Source organism: Pantoea sp. Pa-EAmG, from assembly GCF_030024295.1.
GTDB classification, from domain to species: domain Bacteria; phylum Pseudomonadota; class Gammaproteobacteria; order Enterobacterales; family Enterobacteriaceae; genus Pantoea; species Pantoea dispersa.
This window is the reverse complement of sequence record NZ_JASEWO010000118.1, coordinates 1-14,871: the sequence shown is the minus strand read 5'-3', so window position 1 is coordinate 14,871 and position 14,871 is coordinate 1. Positions and strand designations below refer to the sequence as shown.

At 55.4% G+C, this 14,871-nt stretch carries 14 protein-coding genes; all 14 read right to left on the bottom strand.

Annotated features, from left to right (window positions below; translation table 11 throughout):
* Nucleotides 1-113: 113 nt before the first annotated feature.
* Nucleotides 114-1,715, bottom strand: coding sequence for a mechanosensitive ion channel domain-containing protein (locus tag QMM04_RS15440; RefSeq protein WP_282996477.1), 1,602 nt, complete (start codon nt 1,713-1,715; stop codon nt 114-116).
* Between the two features lie 52 nt (nt 1,716-1,767).
* A complete protein-coding gene (locus tag QMM04_RS15435) occupies nt 1,768-2,553 on the bottom strand; it encodes a hypothetical protein (protein WP_282996474.1) in 786 nt (261 codons plus the stop codon).
* A 96-nt stretch (nt 2,554-2,649) separates the two neighbouring features.
* Nucleotides 2,650-3,657: an HAD family hydrolase gene (locus QMM04_RS15430; protein WP_282996476.1), complete on the bottom strand. Its 1,008-nt coding sequence runs from the start codon at nt 3,655-3,657 to the stop codon at nt 2,650-2,652.
* Nucleotides 3,654-4,616 (bottom strand): oxygen tolerance domain protein, encoded by a 963-nt coding sequence (locus QMM04_RS15425; RefSeq protein ID WP_282996473.1) that lies wholly within the window; start codon nt 4,614-4,616, stop codon nt 3,654-3,656. The genes QMM04_RS15430 and QMM04_RS15425 overlap by 4 nt, the downstream gene beginning before the upstream one ends.
* A gap of 50 nt (nt 4,617-4,666) precedes the next feature.
* The gene (locus QMM04_RS15420) at nt 4,667-5,929 is read right to left on the bottom strand and encodes a VWA domain-containing protein (RefSeq protein WP_349253937.1); all 1,263 of its coding nucleotides are present in this window, start codon (nt 5,927-5,929) and stop codon (nt 4,667-4,669) included.
* 254 nt (nt 5,930-6,183) lie between these two features.
* Nucleotides 6,184-7,161, bottom strand: a complete 978-nt coding sequence (locus QMM04_RS15415; protein ID WP_282996471.1) for a VWA domain-containing protein — start codon at nt 7,159-7,161, stop codon at nt 6,184-6,186.
* On the bottom strand, nt 7,154-7,594 hold the full coding sequence (locus QMM04_RS15410; protein WP_282996470.1) for a DUF4381 family protein: 441 nt from the start codon (nt 7,592-7,594) through the stop codon (nt 7,154-7,156). The genes QMM04_RS15415 and QMM04_RS15410 overlap by 8 nt, the downstream gene beginning before the upstream one ends.
* Entirely contained in the window at nt 7,575-8,501 is a 927-nt protein-coding gene (locus QMM04_RS15405) for a DUF58 domain-containing protein (RefSeq protein WP_282996469.1), read from the bottom strand. Before QMM04_RS15405 ends, QMM04_RS15410 begins: the two co-directional genes overlap by 20 nt.
* Nucleotides 8,501-9,502, bottom strand: a complete 1,002-nt coding sequence (locus tag QMM04_RS15400; RefSeq protein ID WP_282996468.1) for a MoxR family ATPase — start codon at nt 9,500-9,502, stop codon at nt 8,501-8,503. Before QMM04_RS15400 ends, QMM04_RS15405 begins: the two co-directional genes overlap by 1 nt.
* Nucleotides 9,499-10,794: an anaerobic sulfatase maturase gene (locus tag QMM04_RS15395; protein WP_282996467.1), complete on the bottom strand. Its 1,296-nt coding sequence runs from the start codon at nt 10,792-10,794 to the stop codon at nt 9,499-9,501. The genes QMM04_RS15400 and QMM04_RS15395 overlap by 4 nt, the downstream gene beginning before the upstream one ends.
* Before the next feature lie 50 nt (nt 10,795-10,844).
* The gene (locus QMM04_RS15390) at nt 10,845-12,428 is read right to left on the bottom strand and encodes an arylsulfatase (protein WP_282996466.1); all 1,584 of its coding nucleotides are present in this window, start codon (nt 12,426-12,428) and stop codon (nt 10,845-10,847) included.
* 101 nt (nt 12,429-12,529) lie between these two features.
* A complete protein-coding gene (locus QMM04_RS15385) occupies nt 12,530-13,720 on the bottom strand; it encodes an outer membrane protein transport protein (RefSeq protein WP_282996465.1) in 1,191 nt (396 codons plus the stop codon).
* Between the two features lie 45 nt (nt 13,721-13,765).
* Nucleotides 13,766-14,074, bottom strand: a complete 309-nt coding sequence (locus QMM04_RS15380) for a YicS family protein (RefSeq protein WP_282996464.1) — start codon at nt 14,072-14,074, stop codon at nt 13,766-13,768.
* Nucleotides 14,075-14,098: 24 nt separating this feature from the next.
* Nucleotides 14,099-14,863 (bottom strand): hypothetical protein, encoded by a 765-nt coding sequence (locus QMM04_RS15375; RefSeq protein ID WP_282996475.1) that lies wholly within the window; start codon nt 14,861-14,863, stop codon nt 14,099-14,101.
* Nucleotides 14,864-14,871: the final 8 nt, after the last annotated feature.

Sequence of the window (14,871 nt, the reverse complement as noted above, 5' to 3'; positions counted from 1 at the left end):
GCTTACGACGGCCTCTGGGAGTTATTTTAATCGTTCAGATTCTGCCATGCAGAAAACTCCTAACTCTGCATTTTTTGTATGTTTACGAGTTATATAACGAATGTAACTGCAGGTCATCGTGAAGTACTACCCTCAGGAGGATCCGCCGGTGCCCTGAAACGGTTTTCCGGCTGCACCAACACCGCTCCTTCCGGCTGGCCCACGAAATTGGGTGACATGATCTGTACACCAAACTCATTAAACACGTCCTGTATGTGTCCGTGCAACTCACTGCGCACGCCGGCCAGTGACGCGCCCGGATGAATAATCACCTGCAACTCATAGGCGATGTACCAGTCCATCAGCGACAGCTGCCTGACAATAACGGGCTCGTCTCTCTGAATTTCCGCCGTGCGGCTGGCGGCCAGCTCCAGCATGGCATGCACCTGACGCCACGGCGTGTCGTAACCAATGGTCACAGAAGTGGTGACAGGAACACCCCGGCCGCGAGACTGTGAACTGAGGTTAACAATTTTTCCGCTCACTACTACGGCGTTTGGTATCGTCACTTCATAGTTTTCCCGGGTCAGGAGTTTGGTGGCCAGCATGCCCACCTCACTGACTTTGCCTTCATGGTCGGTAATACGAATGACATCGCCGCGCCGCAATGCGCGCGAATAGGTTAACACCAGCCCGCTCATGGCATGATTCATCACGCCGGCGGATCCCAGCGTCAGCATCAATCCCAGAAAGACGCTGATGCCCTTAAAGGCCAGTGAGTCAGCGCCCGGAAGAAATGGATAGGCAGCTGACAGTGCGAAAAGCCAGATCACTATGCTCACCAGCCTGCGCGTGACGCCGACAGTATCGCGGTGGACGCCGGGTAGTTGCAAGCTGCCTGATTCCACGCGTTGTAACACCATTCTCAGCAGACGCAACAGCAGTGCCGTGATAAAGACAATGGCCAGCACCACGCACAAACCCGGCAGAGCGGAGAGGACAGCCAGACCTATACGCTGCAACAGCATGAGGGTGTAAGCGCCAAGCTCCATGCCCCAGATGCGCGTCCAGGGGAAGAGTCGCAGCACCCAGCTGAGATAAAACCAGCCGGCAAGCGTGCCAATCAGCATCGCTGACGCCGTTGCCAGATGCACCTCAATATTGCCGGTTAACCTGCGGAGCTGCGAGCGAGCGGAGCGATCGCTGCGCAATTCTCGCGCCTGACAATACCGCCTGACGGCCTGACAACCACGCTGCAGCCCCAGGCACAGTGCAATAAGCAGCACCAGGCCGAAGGCCGTTTTCACAGCTGACAGCAGCAGATAGCGGTTTGAATACTGCTCCGACAACGCAGCACGCAAATCTTCCAGCCGCTGCTGCACCCGCAGCGCGGCCTGCGGCAGGGTCAAATCGTCACCCTCATCTAAATCGTTCTGCGACAGCAGCATGAAGGGCTTTTTGTTGATGATGAAGAGCACCGCCTGCTGCTGATAGCGTTTAAGCATCTGCGTTTCGACCGGATGGCGGAGATCTTCGGCGCTGAGATCGCGCAAGGTAGAAACGATGCGGTTCACACGCTCTTCCGGGGTCGTCTGACCATACGTTGCCTGTAACATGACAACCGGCTGATTGAGCAGCACCAGTGTTCGTGCATTCTCTCTGGCCGTGGGTGAGTGACGAGGTTCAGCACCATGCAACGTCCCCGGTAACGCCAGCATTGCGCAGCCAATAAGCATAAAACGGGCAAATATCGACATGAATCTCTCCCCGCGCGTGAACGTGGATGTATCAGTTGAACTGGTAACTGTAAGAGAGCACAAAACGGCTGTCAGGACTGTCCAGATAGGTATTGTTATCCATGACGAACGTCAGCAGGTTGAAGGACTGATGCTCAGTCAGCTTGATGCCCAGCCCGGCTCCGCCGAAGTAGCCTTTATAGTTATCCCCGTCGTCATTTTTGGAGCCATAAGATCCCGCCGCAAAAGCAATGAGCGTCAGCGACGGGGAAAGTGGCCTGAGGGTGAAGACGCCGAGATAGCCGCTGCTGCCGGAGGTGGTAATAGTGTCATAACCAAACTCGGGAGATAGCGAATCCGCAAACTGAGGCGCGATGCAGCCTCCTTCATTTTTACAGCCTATGGTTTCACCGGTGTTATAGGTGTATCCCGCCATGGGGAATATCTGGAATCCTGCTGGCGCAATCCCAAACACGCTGAGGGGGATAAAGGTGCCTACTGAATAATTCGTCTGTGTTGCGCCATTGGTGTATTCGTTTTTACCGAAGTTGAAATTCACTATCCCGACAGGAAACAGCCACGAGCCGCCTACACGCCATTCACTGGCATCGCTGTTGATGCGTGCATTCAGCTTGCGGGCTTTATCCAGCGCCACCGAGCCCGAAAAGGATACGTTGCTGTCGTCCATGTCGTAAGTATCTGACCAGCTGACACCCGCTTTGGTGGTGACTTTGGTGGGGTCATCATCGAGTTTTTGATTATCCTCCCCGGCCAGTGAAAATGACGAAAACAAACAAAGCAGCAGTGCGGTTAAACCCCCTTTATGATTACCCATCATCTTATTCACCTGGTTCTGAACCGTGTCAGCCTTGTGATGCCGGATGAATCAGGCTCCGGCTTAGCCTGCTGAATTCAGTACGACTCTTAAGCCCGTTTATTTCGCGATAGCAGGACACAATGCCGGGTCAAAGACCGTTGCCCAGTCCTGCTTCATATCGACTACCGTCCAGCCATATTTTTCAGCTAGTTTCAGGCCATTGACCAGCGTGCCGCTGGCGGGCGGATGAGCATCGTAGGCGTATTCGCGCGTGCTGTCGGTATGATGAACCAGCAGGCCAAATGTTTTTGCCGCAGGGTTGGTCGAGGTGTATTCCAGCATGGGGACGTCCCCGTCACTGTTGCCAAAGGCAGCAACCGGGCGATGTCCCATAAAGAGGTGGATAGCGACAGGTTTGGCTGTCTCATCATCATAAAACGCACCGTTCATGGTTTTACGTATCTGGCTGCCATTATCACTGAGTGAAAACTCTGAGAGTGAGAATGAGCCCACCACCTGTTCAGGCGGGATGCCATACATTTTTTCGGCGAGCACGCGCATGAAATCCACGCCACCTCCCGAAATTATCCACGTTTTGAAATCATGCTCACGCAAATAATCCAGTAACTCCCGCATGGGCTGGTAACCCAGTTGATCGTACCTACAGCCAAAGCGCGCATGCTTCTGCGTATCCACCCAGGCGCTCACGCGCGCATCAAACTCTTCGGTGGTCATGTTGCTGTGGGTCAGCGCCAGAATATGCATTAAGCCTTTCTTTCCCGCCGCTGACACAGATTTAACATCATTATTCAGCACGGCCTGTACCAGTGCATCACTGCGCCAGTCCGGGTTATGCGGAGCCAGCCGCTTTATTTCATCGAAGGCAAACTGCAGCTGGAACGTCAGCGGCGCTTCGGGCCAGAGCGTCCCGTCATTGTCGAACACCACGTAGCGCTGATTAACGGGGATAAACGTGGCGCTACCCGGCTCTGTAGACTGAGTCACCCATTCCACGATGGCCCGCTTGGCTTTGCCGTCACGCCAGCCTGAAAGCGGCGTATCCGCCGCCAGCACCGGTCCGGATAACACCGTCAGTAATGCCGCTATCACGCATGCTTGTTTCATCTTCTTCTCCTGCTTTGTGGATAGAGTTCGGGAAGGGATGTGATCGTCCAAAGTCGCCGCCAGGCCAGAGCGGCGAAGCAGATACCACGCAGCAGCAGATGGCGGGCGAACCAGATGCAGATCAGCAGAACAACGCCTGTGCCAGCCAGCATGACCCAGAGCCAGCCGGCCAGACCGGATTGCGCGCGAAGCACCTTCTCACTACCTGCCTGCCGTGCGGGCAAAATGTCATAACGCTTGCCGGGCAGGGTAGCCAATTGCCACTGCTGGTGTTGAGTGTCCCACCAGCGCAGCTGGATCGGCGGCAGAACCAGGGGGCCAGAGGTATCAGGCAGATAACGTAATTTTTCACTGCGCTGGCTACCAATCACTTCGTCTCGCCCCTGCGTCAGGGCTTGCGTTACCGGCGTGAGGCGCTGAGTGGACGCGCCGGGTAAATCAATAAGGATGGGCGGTATCTGAGCGGGGATCACCCCCTGCGCTTTAACCACCACTTCGCGCTCAACCACGTCACCCACATGCAGGTTTTTATCCTCACCGGCCCGAAACAAATTCAGCGTCTGCGTCAACTTCAGCGTCTGCGCGGGCAGAAATCGATCGGGTTGCTGTACGCCTTTGGGCCAGTGAATCGGGATGTCCAGAGCGGCCAGTGACACTGTTTTAGGCGGTTGCCCGGCTGACTCCAGCGTCAGGACCATTTGTGGCAGCTGTAAAGAACCCTGGTCCCAGGCCATGAGGTCTCGCTCCATCCTCACCCCGCTCCAGCTGACGCCCGCCGCCTGTTTAGTGACCAGCTGGTTGGGTATGTTACCCGGTACCAGCGAGCCGTTGACAATGGTCATGTCTGGCCATTCAGGCGGGGGATTAAACCAGCTGTCAGTCCAGAATGTGATGGCAACGCGCAGCGGCTGACCCGGCACGGCTGCGGGAGGCGCCACCAGTTCGCGTGTGATGTCCATTGCACTCCGTGCTGAACAGGCAACAAAGATCAGACACAGCAGTAATATTCTCATGGTGCCTCCGGTCCGGAAGAACGATAGAAATTCTCCAGCAAGCCACCCGGCGACACTGTCAGGTTCTCGTACCACTGATTGACCTGTAGCGCTGCACGGGCGATTGGCTGCAAATCTTTCTGTTCTGCACCCTGATCTTTCTTCAGATCATTTTTCACTTCATCAGGATCGTAATTTTTTTCTTTTCCCTGCTCAGCCTGGCGATCGCGCTCCTGCTGACGCAGCTTCATGATAATGTCAGCGATCAGTGCCCGGTTATGTTGCGCTATCTGCCAGTCCGGGCGCAGGCTGAGTGCCTGGTCGTAGGTATTCAGTGCCTGTTGCCATTTTTTCTGCTGGGCGAGACTGTTGGCCAGCCACACCAGATTCTCCGGGGTGAGTGGTGCCTGCAGAAAGGCGGCACTGGCGGCGCTGAAGTCCCGGGCATAATAAAACGCAATCCCCTGGCGAAGAGGATCCTGGTAATGCTGTGCAGCCTCTGCATAGTGGCCTGCTTTAAACGCACGCTGGCCCTGTATATCTGGTGAAATCCAGGCATCAAGCCATGCTGAACGGGCATCCGACGGAAGTCCCGATAAGGTGAAAGCAAGCAGAACCACCAGCATTCCCTGTCGCCGCCAGAACAGCACGAGAAACAGTATCGGCACCGCCAGCCAGTAACCGCTGTTATGCCAGGGCAAATCGTGCCGGTGATTTTCCTGCTGTGTCAGGCTGGTCTGAATATGCTTACGGATGGCAGAAATATCATCGTCGTCAGTACCACTCGCAAGCGTCACGGGAATGCCGTTGTCACGGATCTGACTAAAGCGTGATACGTTGAGCCGCGTATCAATACCACGCTGAGCATAGGTCTCCGGTAAGGCTCCGCCACGCGCTGTGCCGGGCACCCAGAGCTGAAGGGGATAGGATTGCTGGCCCAGCCATGCCGCTTCATCGGGGGCAAGAGTATCTGCCACCAGAACCATGCTGCGAGGGGTGGCCGGAAGACTTTTATCAGCCAGGGCCAGTGCTGCCCGTAAACCCTCGCCTTCCCCCTCTGGCATCAGTGTTGGCTGCTGGGCGTTCAGAAACAGGGCGTAAAACGCTGGATCACGCGTCAGCGGCGTTGTCAGCCAGGCACCGTTGCGGTAGACGATTAACCCGAACCGGCTGCCGGGCATCTGCTGCATCAGCAGCATCAGTTTGTGTTGCATACGCTGATGACGATTAGGTGGCAGATCCTGCGCCAGCATGCTGAAATCCTGCTGGAGAATGATCATCACATTACTTTGCGGCGTCACGCCATCCGGTAGTTGCTTGTGCCAGCTCGGCCCGGCCAGCGCAATTCCGGCCAGCGCGATGATCCATGGAACCAGCCGCAGAGGCGGGTTTGAACGGCGAATAATCATCGCTCGCGCAAAGGGTTTATCCATTATCCGGTGCCAGACACTTCGCGGCGCTTTGAGCCACCATGCTAAAAGCAGACAGAGTGGCAACGTCAGCAGCCACCATGGCTGAAGGAAATGAAATGACGTCATCTTCTTGTCTCCCGCAAGCGTCGCCAACCAGCCGTGATCAGCAATAGCACAATCACCATCCCCAGCGGCCAGCCAAATAACGGGACTCTGGTGGAATATCCGAGCGTCTTAACCTGTGCAGGTGTCTGAGCATCAATGTCACGCCAGACATTTTTCAGCGCATCACCCTGAGTACTCGCCTGCCAGGCCCTTCCACCGGTCAGCTGGGCGATTTTTGCCAGCAGCGCATTATCCACCTTGTCCTCTCCGCTGGCCTGTGGATCGCCAAAGGCGATGGTATCGACCTGAACATGATGTGACGCTGCAAGTTGTGCAGCCAGTTCGGGTGAAAGCTGCGATGCGGTATCATTGCCGTCCGTCAGCAGAATGGCCATCCGCCCCGCGTCGCTGTCTTCACTGCTGTCCAGCATTTTGACGGCAACCCCTAGCGCATCGCCAATCGCAGTCTGCTGTCCTACCATGCCGGGCGTTAACTGATCGATACGTGTCAGCAGGGCCTGCTTATCCTCACTGAGAGGCGCAAACGGCCAGGCGCTGCTGGCAAAAATCACCAGACCGATGCGATCGCTTTTTCTCTGAGCGACAAAGGTTCTGACCGTTTGCTGAACCGCCTGCAGCCGGGTAAGTTGCGGGCCGGCATCATTTTTCTCCATCGACCCGGATACATCCAGAATCAACACCAGATTGCGCATCGGCTGCGTCACCAGCGTGGGCGGCAGCCGCCATTCCGGGCGAGCAAGGCAGGTCAGCAGCAAAATCCATATCAGCCAGAACACGCCACGCTGGGCGATCGGTAATGCCGGGGGATCGCGGCGAAGCGACAATTCAGCAATGAGCGTGGGCAGGAAAGGCACCCGAACCTGCTCGGCGACCTCGGGGGCAGGGGGCAGAAGAAAACGCATGACCAGTGGTAATGGCAGTAACAGCCCAATCCACGGCCAGGCAAACTCCAGTTGAGCGATGAGTTCAGACATCGGGAAGCCCCTGCAGCCAGCGCTTAAGCTGCTGTTTGAGTGAAATTAGCTCCCCCGGAGCCAGAGTGTCATCCCGCTGGCAGTAGCGCTGGTTCAGCTTTTCGACCAGTTCACTGCTGAGAGGCAAGTCATGCAGCAACTGGATGACATAATGCTGGCTGCTTACCGTTATTCGCGGCTGATGAATCAGCTTGACCTGTTTAATCCAGTTCAGGCACTGGTCTGCCCCGGCCAGCATCGCAAGCTGACGCGTAGCCTGACGACGCCAGTCATTTCGTCGCCAGCGAGCAATGCGCAGCAGCAGCCACAGACTGGCCGTCATCAGCAGGATGGCGGCCAGCCAGTACCATCCTTCTGGCAGTGGAAGCCAGCTGAGCTCTGTGGGCAGCGCAGGATTTTGCAAACGCGGAACGCTAAAGCCTTTTTCCAGCACGTGCGCCTCCGGTCTGAAGCTGATGAAGTATTGGTTCACCGACGTTAATCTGACGAACCTCGATCCCCAGACTGAGTAACCGCTTCTCCTGGCGTGCCAGACGACCGCTGGTCACGTCCGCAATCTGGCGTTGTAGCTGTGGGGAAAGGGATAGGGCAACGCGCTGTTGCTGGTAGCTGGCTGCAAGCTCACCTGAAGCAGGCAGGCGCAGGTGAACGTCATCCAGCACGACAAAGGCGCTTATCTCACACCGCCTGCGCAGGCGTGCGAGGAGTGCCTCGCACTCAGCGTCCATGTCATGAAAGTCGCTGATCATCGCAACCCAGCTGCCGGCGGGAATCTGGCGGCTCATCTGCTGCAGCAAATGGGTGAAGCTGAGAGGTTGCGCCGGTTCACGCGGGTAACGTGATGCCAGCGACTGGTTCAGCCTCAGCAAATCTGCAAACAGAGGGTGAAGCGAGCGTTTTGGTGAACGGCAGCGCTGAAAAGCGATTTCATCATCACTGAACACGGCGGACCCGAGCCGATCGTTATCGTGCCAGCACCGCCAGGCCAGCAGTGCAGCGATTTCGGCTGCCGCTGCCGACTTGGTCTGACCGCGGGTGGAAAAATACATGTCCAGCCGCTGATCGACTAAAAGAATTACCGGACGCTCCCGCTCTTCATTGTAGAGCCTGACCCAGGGCGCGCGCAGGCGCGCCGTGGCCTGCCAGTCAATCAGCCTTACGTCATCACCCGGCTGATAGCGCCGCAGGCTGTCAAAGTTCAGCCCGCGCCCCTGCTGACGCGAGGTCCGCTCTCCGGCCATGGCGCCAGGCGGCAGTTGCGCAGGAAGGTTGCTCAGTTGCTGTGCCGCACCCGCCAGATGCATCAGCTGGGGTAACGTCACGGTCAGACGCGCGTCCATCAGGCCACCACGGCGTCAAGCAGCAGACGAATTACGTCGTCCTCGCTCTGATTATCGGCGCTGGCCTGATAACTCAGCATCAGACGATGACGCAGTACCGCCGGTGCAATACGTTTTATATCCTCAGGCAGGACCGCATCGCGGCCTTCAAGCCAGCACTGCGCACGGGCAGCCCGATCCAGTGCCAGCGTACCGCGTGGACTGATGCCTAACGCAACATAGCTGGCGAAGGTTTCACTTAGCTGTGCCGGCTGACGGGTCATCTCCACAAGATTAACAATGTAGTTCTCCATGGCGGGGGCAACGTAAATGTCTGAAATCGCCCGCCAGCAATCTGCAATGTCTCCCTGAGTGAGCATTACGTCCGGCGTAACGACCGGTTTCGCCGATGCATCATGTTCAGCGCGGTATTTCTCCTGCTGTTCGCCGCGAACCAGCTGCATCACGCGTTGCTCATTCTCTTTCGTCGGGTAACTGACCAGCACTTTCATCAGAAAACGATCTAATTGCGCTTCCGGCAAAGGCCAGGTGCCTTCCTGGTCCACCGGGTTTTGGGTAGCCAGCACCATAAACACGCCTGGCAGGGGCCAGCTCTTACCGGCAACAGTTACATGGCGCTCTTCCATCGCCTCCAGCAGAGCAGACTGCACGCGGGCTGAGGCACGGTTAATCTCATCCGCGAGGATTACATTGCCAAATACCGGACCCGGACGAAAACGGAACTGATCTTCTTCTCGCGTGGCATGCTGCTGATAAATTTCACTGCCGGTGATGTCAGAAGGCAGCAGGTCGGGCGTGAACTGAATTCGGCTGAAGACGCCTTCAACATGGCGGGCGAGTTCCCTTACTGCACGGGTCTTTGCCAGCCCCGGCAGGCCCTCCAGCAGGACATGGCCATCGCAGAGCAGGGCAATAATCAACATCCGCACCAGTTCCTGCTGACCCAGCACCTGAGTATTCATACTTTGTTCAAGCTGAAGCATCTTTTCGGTGGCATTCATTTCCGCACTCCTGCAAAGTCACGTTTCAGTAACGTGGTGATCCCCACCAGAATGGGCTCGGCATAATTAAAGAACGCTTTGATCCCCGGGCACAGATAGTTCAAGCCCAGTTCACCATCGGGGGTCCGGACCAGACGGTTTTTGGGGCATTCACCCCAGCAGAGCTTCAGATGCGGGCATTCCCTGCAATATTTTGGCAGGGTGTCGCGCTTACCCATACCGAATGACTGCTGACGTTCAGAAAAGGCCAGGTGAGAAAGCTTGCTGTATTCAATGTTGCCTATCTGATATTCCGGGTAAACGTAGTGGTCACAGGAGTAAATATCGCCATTTTTTTCAATGGCGAGCCCCTTGCCGCAAAATTCTGACGCGGTGCAAATCTGCGCCGGCATGCCCATCGTCTGGGCTACCGCGGTTTCAAAAAGGTTAACCTGCACGCGTCCCAGATCGTTATTAACCCACTCTTCAAAAACCGCTATCAGAAACTGCCCCCAGTCATAGGGGTCAACGGACCAGTCGGTCACAATGGAGTCCAGATCGCCCGGCCGCGCGCGTCGCGTACCGGTGACAGGAATGGTGTCATCACGCCAGAACTGGGGTGCCGTGCTTTTGAAGTCAACAGGCTCTACGCAGGGGTTGAACTGCACGTAAGTGGCACCCAGCTCGCGGGTCACGAAGCGATAAACCTCCAGGGGGAAGCGCGCATTGGTTCTGTTGACGGTGACCAGTGCATTAAATGGCACATCATGGCGCTTGAGCGCATCCACGCCCTCCATGACTTTATCAAAAGTGGGTTTGCCGCTTCGCGTTACGCGGTACCGGTCATGTAATTCCCGCGGCCCGTCAATCGAAATGCCCACCAGGAAATGATGTTTCTTAAGGAATGCTGCCCATTTGTCATTGAGCAGAACGCCGTTCGTCTGGAGATCGTTTTCAATTCTCTGGTCAGGCTTTTTGTACTGCTTCTGAAAAGCGACCACTTTTTCGAAAAACTCCAGGCCCATCAGCGTGGGCTCGCCTCCCTGCCAGGAGAACACCACCTGGTCGCCATCCTGCCCCTCGATATACTGCCGGATGAACTGTTCTAACACTTCATCGCTCATCCCGGTGTGCCGGTCCTGGTGGAGCAGCTGTTCTTTTGACAGGTAAAAACAATAGGTGCAGTCAAGGTTACAGGTGGAGCCCGAGGGTTTGGCCATGACATGAAAGCGGCGTTTGTATACAGGCCCTTTTCCGTTGTACTTCTCCGCGGAGGGTAAGGGTTTTACGGGCAATGTAGTGCTGTATTTCATCTTGGCCTCCGAAAACCGGGCAGTATTTTGCCCGGTAGGGGTGAGCAGGATCAGTTGGTCGCGGGGCTGCCTTCATCAATGAGTTTTTGCACGTCAGAAACCGTGAAAGAACCCGGTTTCTGGCGTGGCGGAAACTCTTTGAAGCTCTGCAACATATCAGCGGCGTATTTCTGCGCCCCACCCAGCAGGAACAGACGGTCATAGAACCAGTGGTTGTAGTCCATGCCATCAGAACCGCGTTCAAGCGGGTCGATTTCCAGATCGAAAATTAGCGGAGTACGGAGTTTGACGAACGGATACTTCCACAGATCCAGGCCGGTATGTTCCTGAATCATAAAGTGAGCCTTCCAGCGACCGTAGCGCATCGCCAGCAGGTCACCGTCATCGCTCCAGTAGAAGAACTCTTTGCGCTGGTCCGGACCTTTACCCTGCAGGAAGTCCAGCTGGTTATAACCGTCCAGATGCACTTTGTAGGTCATGGCATTGGTTTTGTAGCCTTTAAGCAGTTGCTGCTTGATATCCGGTACGCCAGCCGCAGCAACCAGGGTAGGGAACCAGTCGTTACTGCCAAACATATCGTTGATGACCGTACCAGGTTTGATGTGACCCGGCCATCTGATCATCGCCGGTACACGGAAACCGCCCTCCCAGCCGGTGTTTTTCTCACCCCTGAACGGTGTCATCCCTGAGTCAGGCCAGGTCGCGATCATCGGGCCGTTATCTGTGGTATAAACGACAATGGTGTTGTCTTCGATGCCGAGATCTTTAATTTTCTTCAGCACCTCACCGATAATCTTGTCATGCTCAACCATCCCATCCGCATAATCACCCAACCCGGTCACCCCTTTATCGGCCGGCTTGATATGCGTTTTGTTGTGCATGCGCGTGGTGTTATACCAGGTGAAGAAAGGTTTGTTGGCTTTGACCTGCCGTTCCATAAAGTCGTTGTTTGCCGCCAGAGTCTCCTCATCAACGGTCTCCATACGCTTGGTATTCAGCGGACCGGTATCCTCTATTTTTCCGTCAGCAGTAGACTTGATAACCCCGCGCGGTCCGAACTGTTTACGATAGGCCGGGTCTTTAGGATAGTCAGGGTTTTCAGGCTCCTCTTCTGCATTGAGGTGGTAAAGGTTACCCATAAACTCATCGAAACCGTGCGCGGTGGGTAAAAATTCATCCCGGTCACCGAGGTGATTTTTACCAAACTGACCAGTGGCATAGCCAAGTTGCTTAAGAATGCTGGCAATAGTGGGATCTTCTTTTTGCAGACCCTGTGGCGCACCTGGCATGCCCACCTTGCTCATTCCGGTACGGAACGGCATCTGTCCGGTGATGAAGGACGAGCGTCCGGCGGTTGAACTCTGTTCGGCGTAGTAAGACGTGAATTTCGCCCCTTCAGCGGCAATACTGTCGATGTTCGGGGTTTTATATCCCATCATTCCCTGGTTGTAGGTGCTGAGATTCCAGTAGCCAATATCATCACCAAAGATCACCACGATGTTGGGTTTACTTTTGTTTTGCTCCGGTGCTGTCTGCGGCGTTGTGCTGTTATCCGCAGCCAGAGCGCTACCGGAACAGCAGGCGACCGTCAACATCGTCGCGAGCAGGGATTTGCAAAAAGGGACTTTTAACATTTCTGCGCTCCAAAGTGGGGGCTCATAAGGAACGGCAAAAGTGAGCCGCTCCGCTTTTACGACTAAACAAACTGCACTGCACTAATCTCCTTTCGGTCAGGTTAAAAAGTCTGGCTGTAGTTGATGCTCAGGAAGTAAATGGCAGGATTGTCATAACTGCCTTTTAGTGCCGGAGCCGTTACGTGTGAGGAGTCCATCATCAGGTATTCAAAGGCAGCGCCGATATTGCTGGAGGGGGTGAGCTGATACTGTGCTCCCACGCCGAATCGCCACGCATCACCGGACGGCATGGTCAGAGACGTATCACTTTGTGAACGATAGAAACTGCTGTCGTAAGCCACACCGCTGTTGAGACGCCAGCGATCATCAGGACGAAACTGCAGTCCCAGCGCAGTGTGCCAGGTATCTTTAAGGCGGTTATTCCGTTCAGGTGTGGTATCCACCAGGGTGACCTGATTGGCGCCGTAGGCGCTCCAGTCCTGCCAGCCTAAGTCGCCCATCACTGACCACTGAGTATTAATATCGTGGACAAGGCTGAACATCAGCTGAGCAGGCGTATTCACCTGCGCAGTGATCGGCAGGCTGTATTGCTGATTCGGGAGCTGGGGGAAACGGGCTGCGCCGTCGATACTGAAGTGATATTCGGTTTTGCTGGTATAAGTGACACCCGCGCGCGTCGCATCGGTCAAATCAAACAGCAGGCCGGTGCGAAAATTCAGCGCCCAGTCATGATCGGACTGTTTCTGATCTGAGCCCGCGACGTCACGCGTCAGAGACAGGTAGCCGTAATTGATCCCCACGCCTACGCCCCAGGACACCTTATCGCTCAGCTTCCAGGCCAGCGCGGGGCTCAGGGTCATCCCCACCAGCGTGCTTTTTTTAATGAGCCGGTCACCGGCCCACTCCCCAAAATCGAGCCCCAGGCCGTAATTTCCATACAGCCCGATGCCTGCAGACCACTGATCGTTGATGCGCTGATGGTAAAACATACTGGCCCCGGGAAACCAGCCGATGGTATTGCCAGGACTGTTACCCTGTAGCCCAGCATCATCGTCAAGCCGGTAGGGCGTATCACCATAAAGAGCCTGTAAGCCGCCCGTAAACATCCGGTCAGGTAGTCGCGTCATTCCTGCTGGGTTTGTGACAAGCGTGGAGGCATCCTGCGCACGCGCCGCCTGACCAGCACCAGCTAGCCCGGTATCCTCGGTCGCAATTTCATAAAGGTAAAGACCCGCGGCATGAGTTGGGAGGGACAAACAGCCACTTAAGATCAAAGCAGGATACAGTTTCATCGTGTCTCCATTCCAATGCAGACCGGTAAGAAAAACGGATCTGACTTACAGCATTGATGGGCAGCGTATATCAGCCAGAGTACGTGCATAACGAACCCGATCGCCCGCTTTCATAGCATCGGCTGCTTTAATAAGCGTCTGATGGTTTTCAGGATCGGCCATAAAGGTGCTGCGGATTTTTTCATCCGACACTTGTAGGCTTATGCGGCAATGGGTCCTTAAATCATTAATCATCGCCTGCTGGCGCAGCGCAAAACCAACGCTGTCATAGGGGGCTGCATAACCGGCGGCAGAGATGAAAACAAGCACTGCCGAAGCAAACCGTCGAAATTTAGGATCTGTAAATAGGTGCATAGCTATGCTCCCAGGTGAATTTAATTAGTTAAGAAATTGCAGATTGAGCCCAAAGAAAATCTGCCAGCGCGCCTGACCAGGACCGTGGTCGGCAATGCTGCCCTGAGGCTCAACAAAGAAGTTATAAACCGTTTTGCCGCTCTTGATTACCTGGCCCACACCAAGACCAAGAGGTATGCCGTAACTGTCATTCTGGAAGTTATAATTCCAGATGGGCGCGGAGCGGAGATACGTGCCACCTCCCAGCTGATAAAAAGCGAACGGCTGGAAGGCGCCGATATTGACGTCGCTGCGGTTCCCCTCTCCGGCGAAGCTGTGCTGCCAGGAAGCCAGATAGCCATACTGAAATACTGGCGAGCTGGCGTTAAACAGCACGTTAACCAGTCCTGCAGACCATTTTTCGCTGCCTAGCGCATGTTCAGAAGCTGTAGGCGCAGTAAGCTGCGGCCCAAACCCAAAGCTGATCGAGGGATTGCCGGTATCAATTAACCAGGCGGTGAAGAGGTTCAAATCTCCGGTGCCGGTCTGATGTCCGCCGCCCGGCCCAACGGGATAGGTATTTACAGGGAGAGAGGCGCGTAACAGCCAGTGGCTTTCCTTCAGAGAAAAAGGTTGTGCATAGCGCAGCCAGAACTGGTTAGCATCTTTATCAGTTCCGCTTACATCGCCAATATAATAATTCTGCATATTAAATGCAGTCATATTGGCAAGGGGGTTATTCGCCTGAGCGGAATCCCCCTGCGGTTGTGCTGAAGAAGCATTGAATGCCAGGACAAATAACAAACCCATCACCAGTG

Excerpts from the sequence above, each read along its gene's own strand:
- QMM04_RS15440 (WP_282996477.1), bottom strand. The coding sequence starts at position 1,715 with ATGCTTATTGGCTGCGCAATGCTGGCGTTACCGGGGACGTTGCATGGT.
- QMM04_RS15435 (WP_282996474.1), bottom strand. The coding sequence starts at position 2,553 with ATGATGGGTAATCATAAAGGGGGTTTAACCGCACTGCTGCTTTGTTTG.
- QMM04_RS15430 (WP_282996476.1), bottom strand. The coding sequence starts at position 3,657 with ATGAAACAAGCATGCGTGATAGCGGCATTACTGACGGTGTTATCCGGA.
- QMM04_RS15425 (WP_282996473.1), bottom strand. The coding sequence starts at position 4,616 with ATGGACATCACACGCGAACTGGTGGCGCCTCCCGCAGCCGTGCCGGGT.
- QMM04_RS15420 (WP_349253937.1), bottom strand. The coding sequence starts at position 5,929 with ATGATCATTCTCCAGCAGGATTTCAGCATGCTGGCGCAGGATCTGCCA.
- QMM04_RS15415 (WP_282996471.1), bottom strand. The coding sequence starts at position 7,161 with ATGTCTGAACTCATCGCTCAACTGGAGTTTGCCTGGCCGTGGATTGGG.
- QMM04_RS15405 (WP_282996469.1), bottom strand. The coding sequence starts at position 8,501 with ATGGACGCGCGTCTGACCGTGACGTTACCCCAGCTGATGCATCTGGCG.
- QMM04_RS15400 (WP_282996468.1), bottom strand. The coding sequence starts at position 9,502 with ATGAATGCCACCGAAAAGATGCTTCAGCTTGAACAAAGTATGAATACT.
- QMM04_RS15395 (WP_282996467.1), bottom strand. The coding sequence starts at position 10,794 with ATGAAATACAGCACTACATTGCCCGTAAAACCCTTACCCTCCGCGGAG.
- QMM04_RS15390 (WP_282996466.1), bottom strand. The coding sequence starts at position 12,428 with ATGTTAAAAGTCCCTTTTTGCAAATCCCTGCTCGCGACGATGTTGACG.
- QMM04_RS15385 (WP_282996465.1), bottom strand. The coding sequence starts at position 13,720 with ATGAAACTGTATCCTGCTTTGATCTTAAGTGGCTGTTTGTCCCTCCCA.
- QMM04_RS15380 (WP_282996464.1), bottom strand. The coding sequence starts at position 14,074 with ATGCACCTATTTACAGATCCTAAATTTCGACGGTTTGCTTCGGCAGTG.
- QMM04_RS15375 (WP_282996475.1), bottom strand. The coding sequence starts at position 14,863 with ATGGGTTTGTTATTTGTCCTGGCATTCAATGCTTCTTCAGCACAACCG.